This is a genomic window from Variovorax nivicola (assembly GCF_051216475.1).
Classification (GTDB): Bacteria; Pseudomonadota; Gammaproteobacteria; order Burkholderiales; family Burkholderiaceae_C; genus Variovorax.
In genome coordinates this window covers 1-14361 of the sequence record NZ_JBPJZK010000015.1, presented here as the reverse complement: position 1 = coordinate 14361, position 14361 = coordinate 1, and the positions used below count along the sequence as shown (strand labels likewise).

At 63.7% G+C, this 14361-nt stretch carries 12 protein-coding genes and 1 pseudogene; all 13 read left to right on the top strand.

All coding sequences use genetic code 11. The features are described 5' to 3' along the window. The first annotated feature begins 198 nt into the window (after positions 1 to 198). Positions 199 to 1188, top strand: a complete 990-nt coding sequence (locus tag ACSFBF_RS33265; protein WP_435462711.1) for a Bug family tripartite tricarboxylate transporter substrate binding protein — start codon at positions 199 to 201, stop codon at positions 1186 to 1188. A 13-nt stretch (positions 1189 to 1201) separates the two neighbouring features. Continuing rightward, complete coding sequence (locus ACSFBF_RS33260; protein WP_435462710.1) at positions 1202 to 2761, top strand: acetolactate synthase large subunit; 1560 nt, start codon at positions 1202 to 1204, stop codon at positions 2759 to 2761. A gap of 53 nt (positions 2762 to 2814) precedes the next feature. Beyond that, a complete protein-coding gene (locus ACSFBF_RS33255) occupies positions 2815 to 3609 on the top strand; it encodes an SDR family NAD(P)-dependent oxidoreductase (RefSeq protein WP_435462709.1) in 795 nt (264 codons plus the stop codon). Between the two features lie 23 nt (positions 3610 to 3632). After that, positions 3633 to 4688 carry a WD40/YVTN/BNR-like repeat-containing protein gene (locus tag ACSFBF_RS33250; protein ID WP_435462708.1) on the top strand — a complete coding sequence of 352 codons (1056 nt, stop codon included), beginning with the start codon at positions 3633 to 3635 and terminating at the stop codon, positions 4686 to 4688. Next, positions 4681 to 5160: a VOC family protein gene (locus tag ACSFBF_RS33245; protein WP_435462707.1), complete on the top strand. Its 480-nt coding sequence runs from the start codon at positions 4681 to 4683 to the stop codon at positions 5158 to 5160. The genes ACSFBF_RS33250 and ACSFBF_RS33245 overlap by 8 nt, the downstream gene beginning before the upstream one ends. 48 nt (positions 5161 to 5208) lie before the next feature. Next, positions 5209 to 5814: an amino acid synthesis family protein gene (locus tag ACSFBF_RS33240; protein WP_435462706.1), complete on the top strand. Its 606-nt coding sequence runs from the start codon at positions 5209 to 5211 to the stop codon at positions 5812 to 5814. 7 nt (positions 5815 to 5821) lie between these two features. After that, positions 5822 to 6682 carry an alpha/beta fold hydrolase gene (locus ACSFBF_RS33235; RefSeq protein ID WP_435462705.1) on the top strand — a complete coding sequence of 287 codons (861 nt, stop codon included), beginning with the start codon at positions 5822 to 5824 and terminating at the stop codon, positions 6680 to 6682. A gap of 5 nt (positions 6683 to 6687) precedes the next feature. Continuing rightward, positions 6688 to 6984 carry an NIPSNAP family protein gene (locus ACSFBF_RS33230; protein ID WP_435462704.1) on the top strand — a complete coding sequence of 99 codons (297 nt, stop codon included), beginning with the start codon at positions 6688 to 6690 and terminating at the stop codon, positions 6982 to 6984. Between the two features lie 25 nt (positions 6985 to 7009). Further along, positions 7010 to 8692: a bifunctional 3-(3-hydroxy-phenyl)propionate/3-hydroxycinnamic acid hydroxylase gene (locus ACSFBF_RS33225; protein ID WP_435462703.1), complete on the top strand. Its 1683-nt coding sequence runs from the start codon at positions 7010 to 7012 to the stop codon at positions 8690 to 8692. Positions 8693 to 8702: 10 nt separating this feature from the next. After that, positions 8703 to 10130 carry an NAD-dependent succinate-semialdehyde dehydrogenase gene (locus ACSFBF_RS33220; RefSeq protein ID WP_435462739.1) on the top strand — a complete coding sequence of 476 codons (1428 nt, stop codon included), beginning with the start codon at positions 8703 to 8705 and terminating at the stop codon, positions 10128 to 10130. A 25-nt stretch (positions 10131 to 10155) separates the two neighbouring features. Continuing rightward, positions 10156 to 11622 (top strand): annotated as a pseudogene (locus ACSFBF_RS33215) (NAD-dependent succinate-semialdehyde dehydrogenase); the annotation flags it as partial. Next, positions 11620 to 12264, top strand: coding sequence for a nitroreductase family protein (locus ACSFBF_RS33210; RefSeq protein ID WP_435462738.1), 645 nt, complete (start codon positions 11620 to 11622; stop codon positions 12262 to 12264). The pseudogene ACSFBF_RS33215 and the gene ACSFBF_RS33210, both read left to right, overlap by 3 nt. A 901-nt stretch (positions 12265 to 13165) precedes the next feature. Then, complete coding sequence (locus tag ACSFBF_RS33205) at positions 13166 to 14134, top strand: helix-turn-helix domain-containing protein (RefSeq protein ID WP_435462702.1); 969 nt, start codon at positions 13166 to 13168, stop codon at positions 14132 to 14134. Positions 14135 to 14361 lie beyond the last annotated feature (227 nt).

Sequence of the window (14361 nt, the reverse complement as noted above, 5' to 3'; positions counted from 1 at the left end):
ATAATTAGCGAATATGGCAAGAATTTATATTTTCACTGGCGATGTTGCTTGTCATTTTTTATCTAATCGATAAAATTGCAAAATTCTTCGAAAAGAAGCCGCAGGGAGGCAACGGTTGTCGGGCTATCGCCCTCGGCCATTCGAGTGCTCCCCGCTCGGAGCCGGAACGTCGTCAGCAGGGGTCTCTAGGAGTCAGCGATGAAGAGAAATTTCTTTCGGCAAGCCTGCGCCGTATCGGCGGTGCTTTTGGCCGCGTGCCTTTCACCGGTGCAGGTTTGGGCGCAGGCCGGTTGGCCATCGCGACCCATCCGTCTCGTGGTGCCCTATCCACCGGGCACAGGCCCTGACGTGATGGCCCGGCTTGTGACTGAGGGGCTGGCCAAGGAGCTCAAAACCACGTTCGTGGTGGAAAACAAGCCTGGCGCCAACGCAATCATCGGCACAGGCGAGGTGGTCAAAGCGCCGAACGATGGCTACACCTTCCTGTTGGTCGACCGCCTCACGATGACGGTCAACCCCTTGCTGTACCAGCCGCTGCCATTCGATCCCAAGAAGGACCTCGTCTCGGTCAGCAACATCGCCGATGTGAACCTCTATCTGGTGGTGAGTTCGCGGGTGCCGGCTAATGATTTCAAGTCCTTCATCGCCTACGTCAAGGCGCATCCCGGCGAGGTGCCGTTCGGCACCGGTGGCGTCGGCAGCGTCATGCACTTGAACATGGAGTTGCTGCAGGCGGGCACGGGCGTGCAGTTCCTGCACGTGCCGTATAAGGCGCTCGCCGAGGTCATTCCCGCCATCCTCGGTGGTCAGGTGGCGGCGACGTCGGGTGGCGTTGAAGCTCTGCTGCCTCACGTGCAGAAGGGCAGCATGAAGTTGTTGGCCGTCGGGGCCAGCACGCGCACGCCAGTGGCGCCGAACGTGCCAACGATCACCGAGGCCGGCGGGTCCGACATGCTGCTGTCCACCTCCTACTCGCTGCATGCCAAGGCAGGCACGTCCCCGGACATCCTAGCGCGGATGAACGCGGCCCTCACCAAGGTACTTGCTGCTCCCGAGCTGCAGGCCTGGGCGTCCGCCCGAGGCCTGCGGGCCGGGGCATCCAAACCCGCGGAGCTCGATGCGCAGATCGCCATCGACGCGGAGCGTGTCGGAAAGCTCGTGCGCGAGCGCGGCATCAAGGTGCAATAAAAGGAAGAAGGCAATGAAGAAAATGACCGGCGCCGAGGCGCTCTGGCTCGCGCTTGCAGGCGAAGGTGTGGACACCTGCTTCGCCAATCCGGGCACCACCGAACTCGATCTGGTGCGTGCACTGGAGCAACGTGACGAAATCCGTTGCGTGATCGGACTGCAGGAAAACGTCTGCACGGGTGCGGCCGACGGGTACGGCCGCATGCTCGGGCGTCCCGCGGCCACGCTCTTGCACCTGGGGCCGGGCTTTGCCAACGGCATCGCGAACCTGCACAACGCACGGCGCGCACGCACGCCGATCGTCAATCTCATCGGAGACCACGCCAGCTGGCATTTGCCGTACGACGCGCCGCTGACCTCCGACATCGAATCCCTGGCGCGGCCCGTCTCCGGGTGGGTGCACCGAATCGACAGCACCGGCGACAGTGCGGTCGCGGCTGCCGAGGCCGTGCGGCAAAGCGTCGCAGCGGGGGGGCGTGGCACGACGCTCATCTTCCCCGCTGACTTTCAGGCTGGCGACGTCTCGCGCGCTGTCAAGAGCGAAAAGCCTGCGGCCGTCGACGCAGACCCGGAGGGTAGCCTCGACGCGGTGCAATGGATCGAGCGCCTGCGCGCGGCTCGGCGCGTGGTGTTCCTGCTGGGGGGCGGCGGCGAACTCGCAGGGTTGGGGCAGCGCGCCCAGCGCGCGACAGCCCGCCTGTGCGCGCTGCTGGGCGCACAGGCGTATGCCGAGACTTTTCCGTCGCGTTCCGAACGCGGGCAGGGGCTGCCGGCGTTCGATCGGCTGCCCTACTTTCCCGAACCGGCGCGCGAAGTGCTCGACCCCGCCGATCTCGTGGTGCTTGTGGGCGCGCTGCCGCCCGTGACGTACTTTGGCTATGCGGGTCACCCCAGCCTGCTGGTGAACGCCGAACGGCTGCTGGTGATCGGCGAGCCGGGGCAGGCAGTGGCCGAGCGGCTCGAGCAAATTGCCGATGCCCTGGGTGCGCCGGCCTACCAGGCGCCTATTTCGTCGCTGCCGGACGCACCCGAGGGGACGCTCACGCCGGCCAAGATCGCCGCGGTTCTGGCGCGCGAACTGCCAGCGCGCGCGATCGTTTCGGTCGAGGGTGGGACTTGCGGCTATCCGTTCTACGCCGCGTCATCGGCCGCCCGCCCGCACACCACGATCACCAATACCGGCGGGGCCATCGGGCAGGGGCTTCCCGTGGCGATGGGCGCGGCCATTGCCTGCCCGGACCGCAAGGTGGTCGGGCTGCTGTCGGATGGCAGTACCCAATACACGATCCAGACGCTGTGGTCGATCGCTCACGAGAACCTCGACGTCGTCGTGCTGATCGCAGCGAATCATCAGTACGCCATCCTGCGCAACGAACTGCGGCGCGACGGCGCTGCACTCGGCGCAAGGGCCGAGGCGTTGACGGCCCTGGATCACCCGCGCATCGATTGGGTGGGACTTGCCCAGTCCTATGGTGTCCCGGCCACGCGCGCGTACACGGCGCAGGAACTGGCCGAACAACTGCATCGGGCGTTCGGGCGAACCGGACCCGCGCTCATCGAAATGGCCCTTTGAGGGCGCAACGACAGGGCGCTGGAAGCGCGGCCTGCATCAATCAAGGAGAACGTATGGATCTGAAACTCAAAGGCAAGGTCGCAGTCGTGACCGGTGGCAGTCTTGGCATCGGCCGGGCGGTGACGCAGGCGCTGGCAGCCGAAGGCGTGCGCGTGGCCATCGTGGCGCGCAGCAGGGAGCCGCTCGAACAGGCGGCGCGCGAAATCAGCGAGGAAACGGGCGTCGAGATTCTTGCCGCACCCGCAGACGTCAGCAGCACCGAGCAGGTGGACGCGATGATGAGCAGGGTCGCGGCGCATTTCGGCCGAATCGACATCCTTGTCAACGGGGCTGCGCACCCGGGTGGCCTCGTGCGCAGCGAGATCGAGAACGCCGACCCCGAGGGCCTGCTGGAAGACATCAACATCAAGGTGGTGGGCTACATGCGCTGCGCCAAGGCGGTCGCGCCCCACATGCGCAAGGGTGGCTTCGGCCGCATCATCAACATCGGCGGCCTCACTGGCCGCGGCAGCAAGCAACTCTCGGGCATGCGCAACGTGGCGATCTGCCACTTGACCAAGACGCTCTCCGATCAACTCGGCCCGTCGGGAATCACGGTCAACGTGATCCATCCCGGCGTGGTGGAAACACCGCACATCCACGAGCTCTACGCCAAGGAGGCCAAGCTGCAGGGCCTGACGCCGGATCAGGTCGAGGCGAACTACGCCAAGGGCACACCGATCCGCCGTGTGCTGCAACCCAATGAAATCGCCGATGCCGTGCTGTTCCTCGCCTCCGAGCGAGCCGGCGCGATCACCGGTGAATCGATCGCTGTGGACGGCGGCATCACGCGCGGCATCTTCATCTGAGCGAAGCGAAGGAGTACTCGATCATGCAGGGGACAATTCTTGTGGGAACCGCGGGGCAGGGAATTCTGCGCAGCGCGGACGATGGCGCTACGTGGCATCGCCTCGGGCTGAAGGAGGCCATCGAGTTCGATGGCGTCGTGCGCAGTCTTTTGGTCGATCCCCGCAATCCGAACCGGATTTTCGCGGGCGCGGATGCCGGCATCTGCCTGAGCGAAGACGCGGGCGTGCATTTCAGACGCCTCGAGTCGCCCGCAAACGGCATGCACGTCTGGGCGATCGCGATCGACCCGCGCGACTCCAACGTGATCTACGCTGGAACGGGCGCGCCCTCTCGCGCCGCGATGTTCCGTTCGCTCGACGGCGGTCAGAGCTGGACGCGGCTGGGCATCGAACTGCCAGAGTTCTGCGGCGGCGTGAACCGTCCGCGGATTCTTACTGTCTGCGTGGATCCCGACGACGGCGCGGTCTGGTTTGGCGTGGAGGAGGGCGGTGCCTGGCACAGCCTGGATCAGGGCGAGACATGGCGTCGTGCGGACGACGCGCAAAGCGGCATCGTCAACGGCGACATCCACGCCATCACCATCCTTCCGGCGCGCGGCGGTCAGCCCAAGACGCATTTGCTTGCCACCGTGAACTCGGTCTACACCAACCGCGACGGCGGGTACGGGCCGTGGGCCGCGGAGAGCTCGGCCGACCGTTTCGATGGCATGTACTACACCCGCACGCTCGCGCCGCTGGAAGGAGACCAGGACGTCCTGTTGGTGGCCATCGGTGACGGCACGCCGGGCACACGCACGCAGATCTACCGGTCGCTCGACCGTGGCGCGAGCTGGTCGACCGCACTGCTTCATGCGGTGCCCAACTCCACATTCTGGGCGCTGGGAATGCACGCCGCAGACCCCCAACTGGTGTTCGCCGGCACCAAGTACGGCCACCTCTTTCGCTCGATGGACGGCGGTCGCAGCTGGTTCAAGGATTGGCGCGACTTCAGCGAGATCACGGCCGTGGCGTGGACACCGGCGGTGGCAGCCGTCAAGGCGCATCCGAAGTCGATCCTGGGGGCCAAGCCCCATGACTGAGCAGGCTGCGGCCGTTGTGCGGCCCAAGATTCGCCGCACGCATCTCTCGCTCTTTGTTACCGACCCCTTCGTGTCGGCCGGATGGTACGAGCGCGTGCTCGGCATGCAGGAAACGGCGCGCGGCGCGCAGTGGGTGTTCATGAGCTTCGGCCAGAAGCACCACGACATCGCGCTCATCCGTCCCGAACCCGGTGTTGTGGTGGGCGGTTGCGCCCTGCAGCACTACGGCCTGGAAATCGATGGCGACTTGACGGAGTTGCGGCGACTCTACGGGCAGTTGCTTAGGGCCGGTGTGGAGGTGGTCAAGACAACTGACCACAAGGTGGGCTATGGCTTGTACTTCAACGACCCGGACGGTCACCGCTTCGAGTTCTTCTTGGAAACCGTCCACGACGACGAAGAGGGCAAGCGCGTACTGCATTCCTACAACGCGCCTAGCGATCACTTCCACCTAGAGCCGTTGTACGACTGAGTAGCGCTCATTTCCTTCTCTTTTCTTCAACATTGATCGCATATCTCTATGACCAAGACCGCCAATTCCAGCGTCTTTCACATTCGCAAGTGGTACCTGCAGATCGAAGACACCCTCTTCGGTGAGACCGGCGCTCCTGCCGATGGCGAGCCGCTGCGCAAGATCGTGATCGCAGCCTGCATCCACAACCCGTTCGCCGGCAAGTTCGTGCAGGACTTGGCTTCCTGGATCGAGCCCTCCCCCGAACTCGGGCGTGAGTTCGGTCGTCGGATTCAAGAGGCGGCGCAGGGCCGCGCGATCCAGAGCTACGGAAAAGCCTGCCTGGTGGGTATCGATGGTGAGTACGAGCATGGCAATGCGCTGCTGACCAATCCGGCGGCCAACCCGGTGCGCGATCACGTGGGCGGCGGCAAGTCATGGGTGCCGTCCACCGGCAAGCGCGGCGGCCCCGGAACCGTGATCGACATTCCCCTGGCGCACAAGGATGCGCTGTATGTGCGCTCGCACTACGACACCATCACGGCCCAGTTCAGTGACGGCCCCAATCGCGACGAAGTCATCGTGTGCTGGGCCTTCGCCACCCGCGGCCGCCTCAACGCCCGACTCGGAGGACTGAAGGCCTCGGACGTCAAGGGCGAGGACGGGCTGTACTGAGATGGATATGGAGCGGCGCGACTACACGCTGGCCCTGTCTGGGCTGAACTTCCACGTCACAGAATGGGGAAGCGAACAGGGATGGCCCATCCTGATGCTCCATGGCATACGCGGCTATGCGGAAACTTTCGCGGGCATCGGCGCTGCGCTGCAACCCGGGTTCCGCGTCATTGCCTTCGATCAACGGGGGCGGGGTGAATCGGACTGGGATCCGGCGCACAACTACTATACAGATGCCTACGTGGCCGACATCGAAGGCATCGTGCAGGCCCTGGGGCTTGCGCCCTTCGACCTGCTGGGGCACTCGATGGGGGGCATCAATGCCATCGTCTACGCCGCGCGTCATCCGCAGAAGGTCAGGCGCCTCGTAATAGAAGACGCCGGTCCGGGTGCCTTCGATACCAGCGAGGGTGCGACGCGTATCCGCAAGGAACTGGCTACCACGCCCGACAGGTTCGAATCCTGGGGGGCGGCCAGCGACTTCATGCGCGCCCTGCGGCCGACCGTGACGGAAGAGGCCCGGCAACAGCGCCTTCACAACATGCTCAAACCTCTGCCAGAGGGGGGCTATACCTGGCGCTACGACCACGCCGGCATCGCCGCGACGAGGCTCAATCCGGATCCGGCTCGCGTGATCGATCTGGAGCCCAGCGTCCGGGCCATTGCATGCAAGACGCTCGTGGTACGAGGGGGCCGTTCCGACTACCTCCAGCCGTCGATGGTGGCGCGAATGCGAGAGCTGAACTCGTGCATCGTCGATGCCGAGATTCCCGATGCCGGCCACTACGTCCACGACGATCAGCCGGTGTTGTTCGAGCAGTTGGTCGTCGACTTCCTCAAGCCAGCTCACGCACCTGCCTCCCAGTAAACGAAATGATCCACGAACTTCGAACTTACACACTGGTTCCCGGGAGCGTGCGCGAGTACCTGCGCATCTATAACGAGAAGGGGCGCGAGGTGCAGACGCGGTTGTTGGGTAATCTGGTCGCGCTCATGGCGCCGGAGAGTGGCGATCTCAACCAGCTGGTCTATCTCTGGGCATTCGATAGCTACGAGGAACGCGCCCGACGTCGAACAGAGTTGACGGCCGATCCCGACTTCACCGAGTTCCGCAAGAAAGTTCGACACCTGCTGTTGCAGCAGGACAGCAGGCTGCTCAGCCCTGTTTGACACATAACTACGAGAGACACAACCGATGACCATCCCCATGGAATTTCAGGTGCTTATCGTTGGCGCGGGGCCAGTCGGCGTCTCGATTGCCAACCTGCTGGGTGTCTACGGCATATCGACGCTGATCGTCGACCGCAGCCTGCAGGTGATGGACTACCCCCGCGCCGTGGGGCTGGACGACGAGGCGTTGCGCACCTTTCAAGCGGTTGGACTGGCCGAGGACATGCTGCGGGACATGATCCAGAACGTGCCCATGCGCATGTACACAGCTGGAAAGCAGTGTTTCGCGGAAATCCTTCCCAGCACACGTGAGTTCGGCTGGTTTCGTCGCAACCTGTTTTCCCAACCCCTCGGCGAGGCAGTCTTGCGCCGGGGACTGGAACGGTTTCCTCACGTCAACCTGCGCGTGGGGGTGGAGCTGGTCGGGCTTACGCAGGAAGAGACCGGTGTGACTGCGACCTTGCGCGATGTGCAGGGCGCGGAGAGTCAGGTGCGCGCGCGCTATCTCGTGGCGTGCGACGGTGGGCGCAGCACAGTGCGCGAGGGCATTCTCAAGCTGCCTTTCGAGGGGCGCACGCATGCGGCCAAATGGGTGGTCATCGAATGCGACCAGGATCCGCTGGACGCCCCCTATACCGCGCTGCATTGCGAGCCTGCCCGGCCGTACGTGTGCCTGCGTTTGCCGTACGGCCTGCGCCGCTGGGAGTTCATGCTGTTCCCCGGCGAAGACGGCGATCAGATGCTAGCGCCCGAGAAGGTGCGGGAACTGCTTGGTCGCCATGTGGCGCAGCCCGAGAAGCTCAATGTAATCCGTGCGCGGGTCTATACGCACAATTCACGCGTGGCCGGCTCATTCGTGTTTGGGCGGGTGTGCCTGGCGGGCGATGCTGCGCACATCACACCGCCGTGGATCGGCCAGGGTCTGAATGCGGGCGTGCGTGACGCCTTCAACCTGGCTTGGAAACTCGCCTGGATCCTGCAGGGGCGACTGAAGCCCGAGTTGCTGGCGAGCTACCACGATGAGCGCCATGCGCACGCCAAGGCGATGATCGACCTAGCGGATCTGTTCGGTTCCGTGCTGTCCCAGCGCAATCGCTTCGTGGCCTGGATGCGTGACCGCTTCTTCCTGTCCATCAAGAACATTCCACGCGTACGCGACTACGTGTTGCAGATGAAGTTCAAGCCCATGCCCCGCTTCTTAAAGGGCATCGTCCTAGACAGCGGCGATGAGCGGCGCGACGAACTGGTGGGGCGCATGTTCATCCAGCCCAACATCGAGCGCGAGCCTGGGCGTACCCAGCGGCTCGATGATGTCGTCGGTGCCCGTTTCGCACTGGTGAGTTGGCGCAGTGACGCGCTGGCGAGCGCGCCCGCCGGCCTGAGGGTGCAACTCGACCGCCTGGGCTGCGACCACTACGTCGCTGTGCGGTCGCGCAGTGTCAGGAATGAAGCCTGCTCTAACGTGCCGGTCCAGCCGTCGGGCACGGTGATCGAGGACGTGGAGAACGCGCTGCACTTCTGGTTTCAGGGCAAGAACGTCGATTGGGTGTTGATCCGACCGGACCGGTTCATTGCGGTTGCAGGCAAGGTGGGCGACGCCGTGCAGCAACTGTCGTCATTCTGCGAGACCGTGTTGCCTGTTGCCACGTCTTTCCCGGCTGGCTGTGCAAGCGCAGAGGAACCGCCACAACTCTTGGCGCATGCTTGAGAGGATGATGATGTATCCCGAGCTTTCCCTCTACATTGGGGGCCGCTTTGTGGGGAATGACGGCCGCCCCGGACAAGAGGTGCGCGATCCTGCGACCTTCGACTTGCTCGGGCACCTGCCCTGGGCCACGCCCGAGGACATCGACGCGGCATTGAGCGCCGCACATCGCGCGTTCCAGTCCTGGCGACACAGCTCGCCGGTGGAGCGGTCCGAGGTACTGCGCAAGGTGGCGGCATTGGCACGCGAGCGCGCCAATGCCATCGGGCGCAGCATCACGCTGGACAACGGCAAGCCGTTGCCTGAGGCGGTCGCCGAGGTGCTCAATGCCGCTGAGCACGTCGAGTGGCACGCGGAGGAGAGCCGTCGAATCTACGGCCGCGTCGTGCCGTCGCGCAACCCGGCAGTGCGTCAGCTTGTGGTGCGTGAGCCGGCAGGCGTCTGCGTCGCGTTCAGTCCATGGAACTTTCCGTTCGGACAAGCGATGAAGAAGGTCGTGGCTGCGATTGGTGCCGGTTGTGCCGTGGTGCTCAAAGGGCCCGAGGAGTCACCGAGCGCCATCGTGGCGATAGCCCGCTTGTTCCACGACGCAGGGCTGCCCGAAGGCGTGTTCAACATCGTGTGGGGCGTGCCGAGCGAGATCTCGCGCCAATTGATCGAGTCGCCTCTGGTGCGTGTCGTCTCCTTCACCGGCTCGGTTCCGGTGGGCCGGCAACTCGCCGCCTTGGCAGGCTCGCACATGAAGCGAATGAACATGGAACTGGGCGGCCACGCGCCGGTGCTGGTGTTCGACGACGCCGACGTGGAGCAGGCCGCGACCTTGCTGGCGCGACTGAAGACCCGCAATGCGGGGCAGGTGTGCGTGTCGCCCTCGCGCTTCTTCGTCCAGGCCGGCATCTACGACCGCTTCGTGGCCAGCTTCGCCGATGCGCTGCGCGGAGTGAAGGTTGGTCATGGCCTGGAAGAGGGCGTCCAGATGGGGCCACTGATCCACGAGAGGCGCCTGCAGGCGGTGAGCGAACTCGTGAACGATGCCGAGAAGGTGGGCGCGCAGGTGCTGGCGGGCGGCAAGAGGTTGGGCGAGCGCGGCCATTTCCACGAGCCGACCCTGATTGCGAACGTGCCGCAGCATGCCCGTGTCATGCGCGAGGAACCATTCGGTCCGATCGCAGCGCTCGCGCGTTTTGAAACGGTAGACGATGCACTGCGATTGGGCAATGCGCTCCCATTCGGGCTGGCCGCCTACGTCTTCACGCAGTCGATCCGGATCTCGACGCGGGTGGCCAACGCACTGGAAGCCGGCATGGTCAATATCAACCATTCCGGCATGGCGCATCCCGAACTGCCGTTCGGGGGTGTGAAGGACAGCGGCTTCGGCAGCGAAGGCGGCACCGAGTCTTTCGACAGCTTCCTGGTGACCAAGCTGATCACTCAAATCTGAACCCGCAATCTTGAATACCCACACCATGCTGAACCTGCGAGACCCCTCACTGCTGCGAGAACAATGCCTCGTGGCGGGCCAGTGGATATCCGCGGACCAGACCATCGCCGTCACGAACCCCGCCAGCGGCGCCGTAGTCGCCCACGTGCCCCGACTGGGGGCCGCTGAGACCCGTCGGGCCATCGAGGCCGCGAACCAGGCGTGGCCCATCTGGCGAGCGCGCACGGCCCACGAACGCTCGGCCTTGCTGGCGCACTGGCACGCACTCATTCTCGAGAACCAGGACGATCTTGCACGCATCATGACGGCAGAGCAGAGCAGAGCAGAGCAGAGCAGAGCAGAGCAGGGCAAGCCGCTGGCCGAGGCGCGGGGCGAGATCGCCTACGCGGCGTCCTTCATCCAGTGGTTCGCCGAAGAGGCCAAGCGGGTGTACGGTGAGACGATTCCAGCGCCTATCGCCTCGCAGCGCATCGTGGTGATCAAGGAGCCTGTGGGCGTGTGCGCTGCGATCACGCCATGGAACTTTCCGGCCGCGATGATTACGCGCAAAGCGGGTCCGGCGCTCGCGGCGGGCTGCGTCATGGTGGTCAAGCCGGCGAGCCAGACCCCATTGACTGCCCTGGCCTTGGTGGCACTGGCCGAGCGTGCGAGCATCCCGTCCGGTGTGTTGTCGGTGGTGACCGGTTCGGCCGGCGATATTGGCACCGAGCTCGCAACGAATCCGCTGGTGCGCAAGCTTAGCTTCACCGGCTCGACCGAGGTGGGGCGGCAGCTGATGCAACAGACGGCGTCGACCGTCAAGAAAGTCTCGATGGAACTGGGCGGCAACGCGCCCTTCATTGTGTTCGAAGATGCCGACCTCGACGCAGCGGTGGAAGGGGCCATCGTCTCCAAGTTTCGCAATGCGGGGCAGACTTGTGTGTGCGCCAATCGACTGTACGTGCACGCCGCCGTGTATCACGAGTTTGCGCGCAAGCTGGCTGATGCCCTGCAGGCGCTGAAGGTTGGGCCGGGTGACGAGGAGGGCGTACGTATCGGTCCGCTGATTGATGAGGCGGCAGTGCGCAAGGTTGAGGAGCATTTGGCGGATGCCACCGGGAAGGGCGCGCGCGTGATCACAGGCGGCAGCAGGCATGCACTGGGCCTCACCTTTTTCGAGCCGACTGTGCTCGTGGGTGTCACGCAGGATATGCGCGTTACGCGTGAAGAGACCTTCGGCCCGCTAGCGCCACTGTTTCGCTTCACGACGGAGGACGAGGTGGTCGCCATGGCCAACGACACCGAATTCGGTCTGGCGAGCTACTTCTATGCGCGCGACCTGGGCCGGGTGTGGCGCATAGCAGAACGCCTCGAGTACGGCATGGTCGGCGTGAACACCGGGCTGATCTCCAATGAGGTCGCGCCGTTTGGTGGTGTCAACCAATCGGGCCTTGGTCGTGAAGGTTCGCGCCATGGCATCGAGGACTACCTGGTCATCAAGTACATCAACATGCGGGCATCTAGGCGCCCGCGCTCATTTCATTTCACCTGGAAACCCATGACTCAAGCGCGCCAACCCGATCACCCGATCAATCCTCTATTTACTGACCGCTGGTCGCCCCGCGCGTTCACAGGTGAGATGATTCCCGAGTCTCTTCTGATGAGCCTCCTCGAGGCCGCACGATGGGCGCCCTCGGCATACAACGCCCAGCCCTGGCGCTTTATTTACGTGCGACGCGAGACGGCGAGTTGGAAACCGATCTTCGATACGTTGGTGGAGTTCAATCAAGGTTGGGCGCAGCGCGCGGCAGCGCTGGTGGTCATCGCGTCGGCCAGGCAGGCCGTGTTTCCAGGCGCAAACGTTGCAGAGCCCAATCTGTGGCATTCCTTCGACTCCGGTGCAGCCTGGGCAAGCATCGCGTTTCAGGCCACGCTCTCGGGTTGGGCCGCCCACGGGATGGCCGGCTTCGACTCAGACCGCCTTCGTCAAGCCGCAGCCATTCCTGGTACCTATTCAGTGGAAACCGTGGTCGCGATCGGCAAGCAGGGCGACAAGGGCGTTCTTCCTGAGGGAATGCAGAGCCGCGAGATGCCCAATGATCGACTGCCGCTGACGCGACTAGCGGCCGAGGGGCGGTTCAGCTTCAACGACTGAGAGCGACTGCCGTGATCGCTGGGCCCGCCGAGTGCAAACAGGTGAGCTCTGGGCGCGGAGGATGATCAAGAGGCGCTGTGGAGCGTGAGAAGCCCGCGCTCGAATTGTCCTGGCGACGGAAGTCCACACAATCATTGAGGAGCCCGCCTTTCGGCACCGCTACATCGCCAGTGTCGGGTTCGAACCAGTCGATGCTCTTCCGTCGCGCTTCCGCCGCGTTCCTGAAGAGCAATCGTCAGAATTACGAGGTCCAGGTCAAACAGGCCGAAATCCGCATCGGCAGCTAGAGGTAATGACGGGGGCAGGTCGTATCTCAAAGGACGCGGCACGGTTGACACTGGCAGGAAGACGGCGATCGGCCGACCCTGTCGATGAACTTGTTGCCAGCACTGGCGAAGACGTGACTGCCTTCGCGGCAGACGACGCGAAGCGGCTTGCGCTCCTTCATGGAGGCGGGATGCCTCATGGGACGCCAAAAAGGGGTTTTGTCACAAGCCATTGAGTCCCCGAGCAGGGCGGGTGCGCGCCACAGGCAGGTCAAAAGGGACGATGGTTCGCTCTCAGTGCATACAGCGTCGCGGGGGCGAAGCGGGCTATGAAGTTGCATTAGCCCAAATCAGCAATCGGGAACCGCGCCTCAAGCCATTGACCGCCCGCATGGCTCCGCCGAGGTGTTGCGCCTGCGGGTCGGCTGGCACCAATTTGAAGCTTCTTTCGCCTGCGATTCGTGCACTGGGGTTGCCGGTGTCGCCCGGACGTTGCACGTCGGGGGCTTGGTACAGGGGAATCGCGGGTTTCCCCACTGGGTGCTCCGAGGGCTGCCTTGCACAATTCTTGCGATGTGGGAATTCCACGTGGCGTGCCCTTGCACGCCTCGCTCACCACGGAAGCTCTCTTGACCATGAATCAAAGCATCAATCGATTTCATGACGTTCATGTCCACGCGTCGGCCGTGCACGGCTGGAGTCAGACCTACAGCCAGATCACATCGGGTTCGCCTGAGAGTTCGCTGATGCAGCTCACCAGCGCTCGATGCCATGTCTTTCGCGAGCAGATCAATCAGCGCGTCGTGCAGCATGGGGAGGCTCCACAGGGGAGAGTGTGCTTTGCCGTCCCGATCGTTATCCCGGGCGCGATCCGCATGCAAGGGCGCGAGGCGGACGACAAAAGCATCTTCTTTCTTCGTGGTGGAGAGGAGTTCATGTTCCACATGCCGATGGGGATGGACATGCTGGCGATGACGTTCGACCAGGAATTGTTCGAGCGCGCCTTGGGGGGCTCTCTCTGGGCGGATGAAATCCGCAATTCGATCAAACAGCCTGTGATCAAGGTACCGCCACAGCGATTCGCTGAATCCCGCAGGCGGCTGCTGGCGATGTTTTCCGAGGCGTTGATCAATGACGACCTTGGCAATACGCCGGATAGGGAGCATGAGCGGGAGCAGGCGATGCTGGACGAGTTGTTGCAGCTGGTATCCGACCCGGCCTGCGACAGAGGGCAGCGCCAGAGCAGCTCCACTCACAGCTTCATAGTCGAGAAGTGCCATCGCCTTGTAGTGACCGACGCGATCAACGTTCCGAGCGTCATTGAACTGTGTCAGCGCCTTCAGGTGAGCCGCCGTACGGTGCAGAACAGTTTTCGCACCGTCGCCGAGACGACGCCGCTGAACTACCTTCGATCAGTGCGTCTCAACGGCGTGCGCCGGGAACTGATGTCCACGCGTACGTCGGATCTGCCGATTGGTGATGCCGCGGCCAACTGGGGTTTCTTCCATCTCAGCCATTTTGCGGCCGAGTACCACGGATTGTTCGGTGAACTGCCTTCGCAGACCAGACGAGCGGACGCAGCCTCGCGGCGTTTCGACGATTGAGCCGCCACGGTCTTGGTGCTTGTCGTTGCGAACTTCCACGTCTCGACAGGCTCCAGCGCGCAGAAGTCATTCGTTCTGGTCGGTCTAGTGCCGACCACGGCAGATGGACAGTAATAGTCCGACGAAGGCCGTCTTGATGAAGCCGGACGAAGTCGACAGCATGTGACCTGAATAAATGGCACCGCATTAGGTGCCCATCATCAGGAGTGCATGTACATCATGAAGAG

Coding starts and splice junctions, on each gene's coding strand:
- ACSFBF_RS33265 (WP_435462711.1), top strand. CDS start 199: ATGAAGAGAAATTTCTTTCGGCAAGCCTGCGCCGTATCGGCGGTGCTT.
- ACSFBF_RS33260 (WP_435462710.1), top strand. CDS start 1,202: ATGAAGAAAATGACCGGCGCCGAGGCGCTCTGGCTCGCGCTTGCAGGC.
- ACSFBF_RS33255 (WP_435462709.1), top strand. CDS start 2,815: ATGGATCTGAAACTCAAAGGCAAGGTCGCAGTCGTGACCGGTGGCAGT.
- ACSFBF_RS33250 (WP_435462708.1), top strand. CDS start 3,633: ATGCAGGGGACAATTCTTGTGGGAACCGCGGGGCAGGGAATTCTGCGC.
- ACSFBF_RS33245 (WP_435462707.1), top strand. CDS start 4,681: ATGACTGAGCAGGCTGCGGCCGTTGTGCGGCCCAAGATTCGCCGCACG.
- ACSFBF_RS33240 (WP_435462706.1), top strand. CDS start 5,209: ATGACCAAGACCGCCAATTCCAGCGTCTTTCACATTCGCAAGTGGTAC.
- ACSFBF_RS33235 (WP_435462705.1), top strand. CDS start 5,822: ATGGAGCGGCGCGACTACACGCTGGCCCTGTCTGGGCTGAACTTCCAC.
- ACSFBF_RS33230 (WP_435462704.1), top strand. CDS start 6,688: ATGATCCACGAACTTCGAACTTACACACTGGTTCCCGGGAGCGTGCGC.
- ACSFBF_RS33225 (WP_435462703.1), top strand. CDS start 7,010: ATGACCATCCCCATGGAATTTCAGGTGCTTATCGTTGGCGCGGGGCCA.
- ACSFBF_RS33220 (WP_435462739.1), top strand. CDS start 8,703: ATGTATCCCGAGCTTTCCCTCTACATTGGGGGCCGCTTTGTGGGGAAT.
- ACSFBF_RS33210 (WP_435462738.1), top strand. CDS start 11,620: ATGCGGGCATCTAGGCGCCCGCGCTCATTTCATTTCACCTGGAAACCC.
- ACSFBF_RS33205 (WP_435462702.1), top strand. CDS start 13,166: ATGAATCAAAGCATCAATCGATTTCATGACGTTCATGTCCACGCGTCG.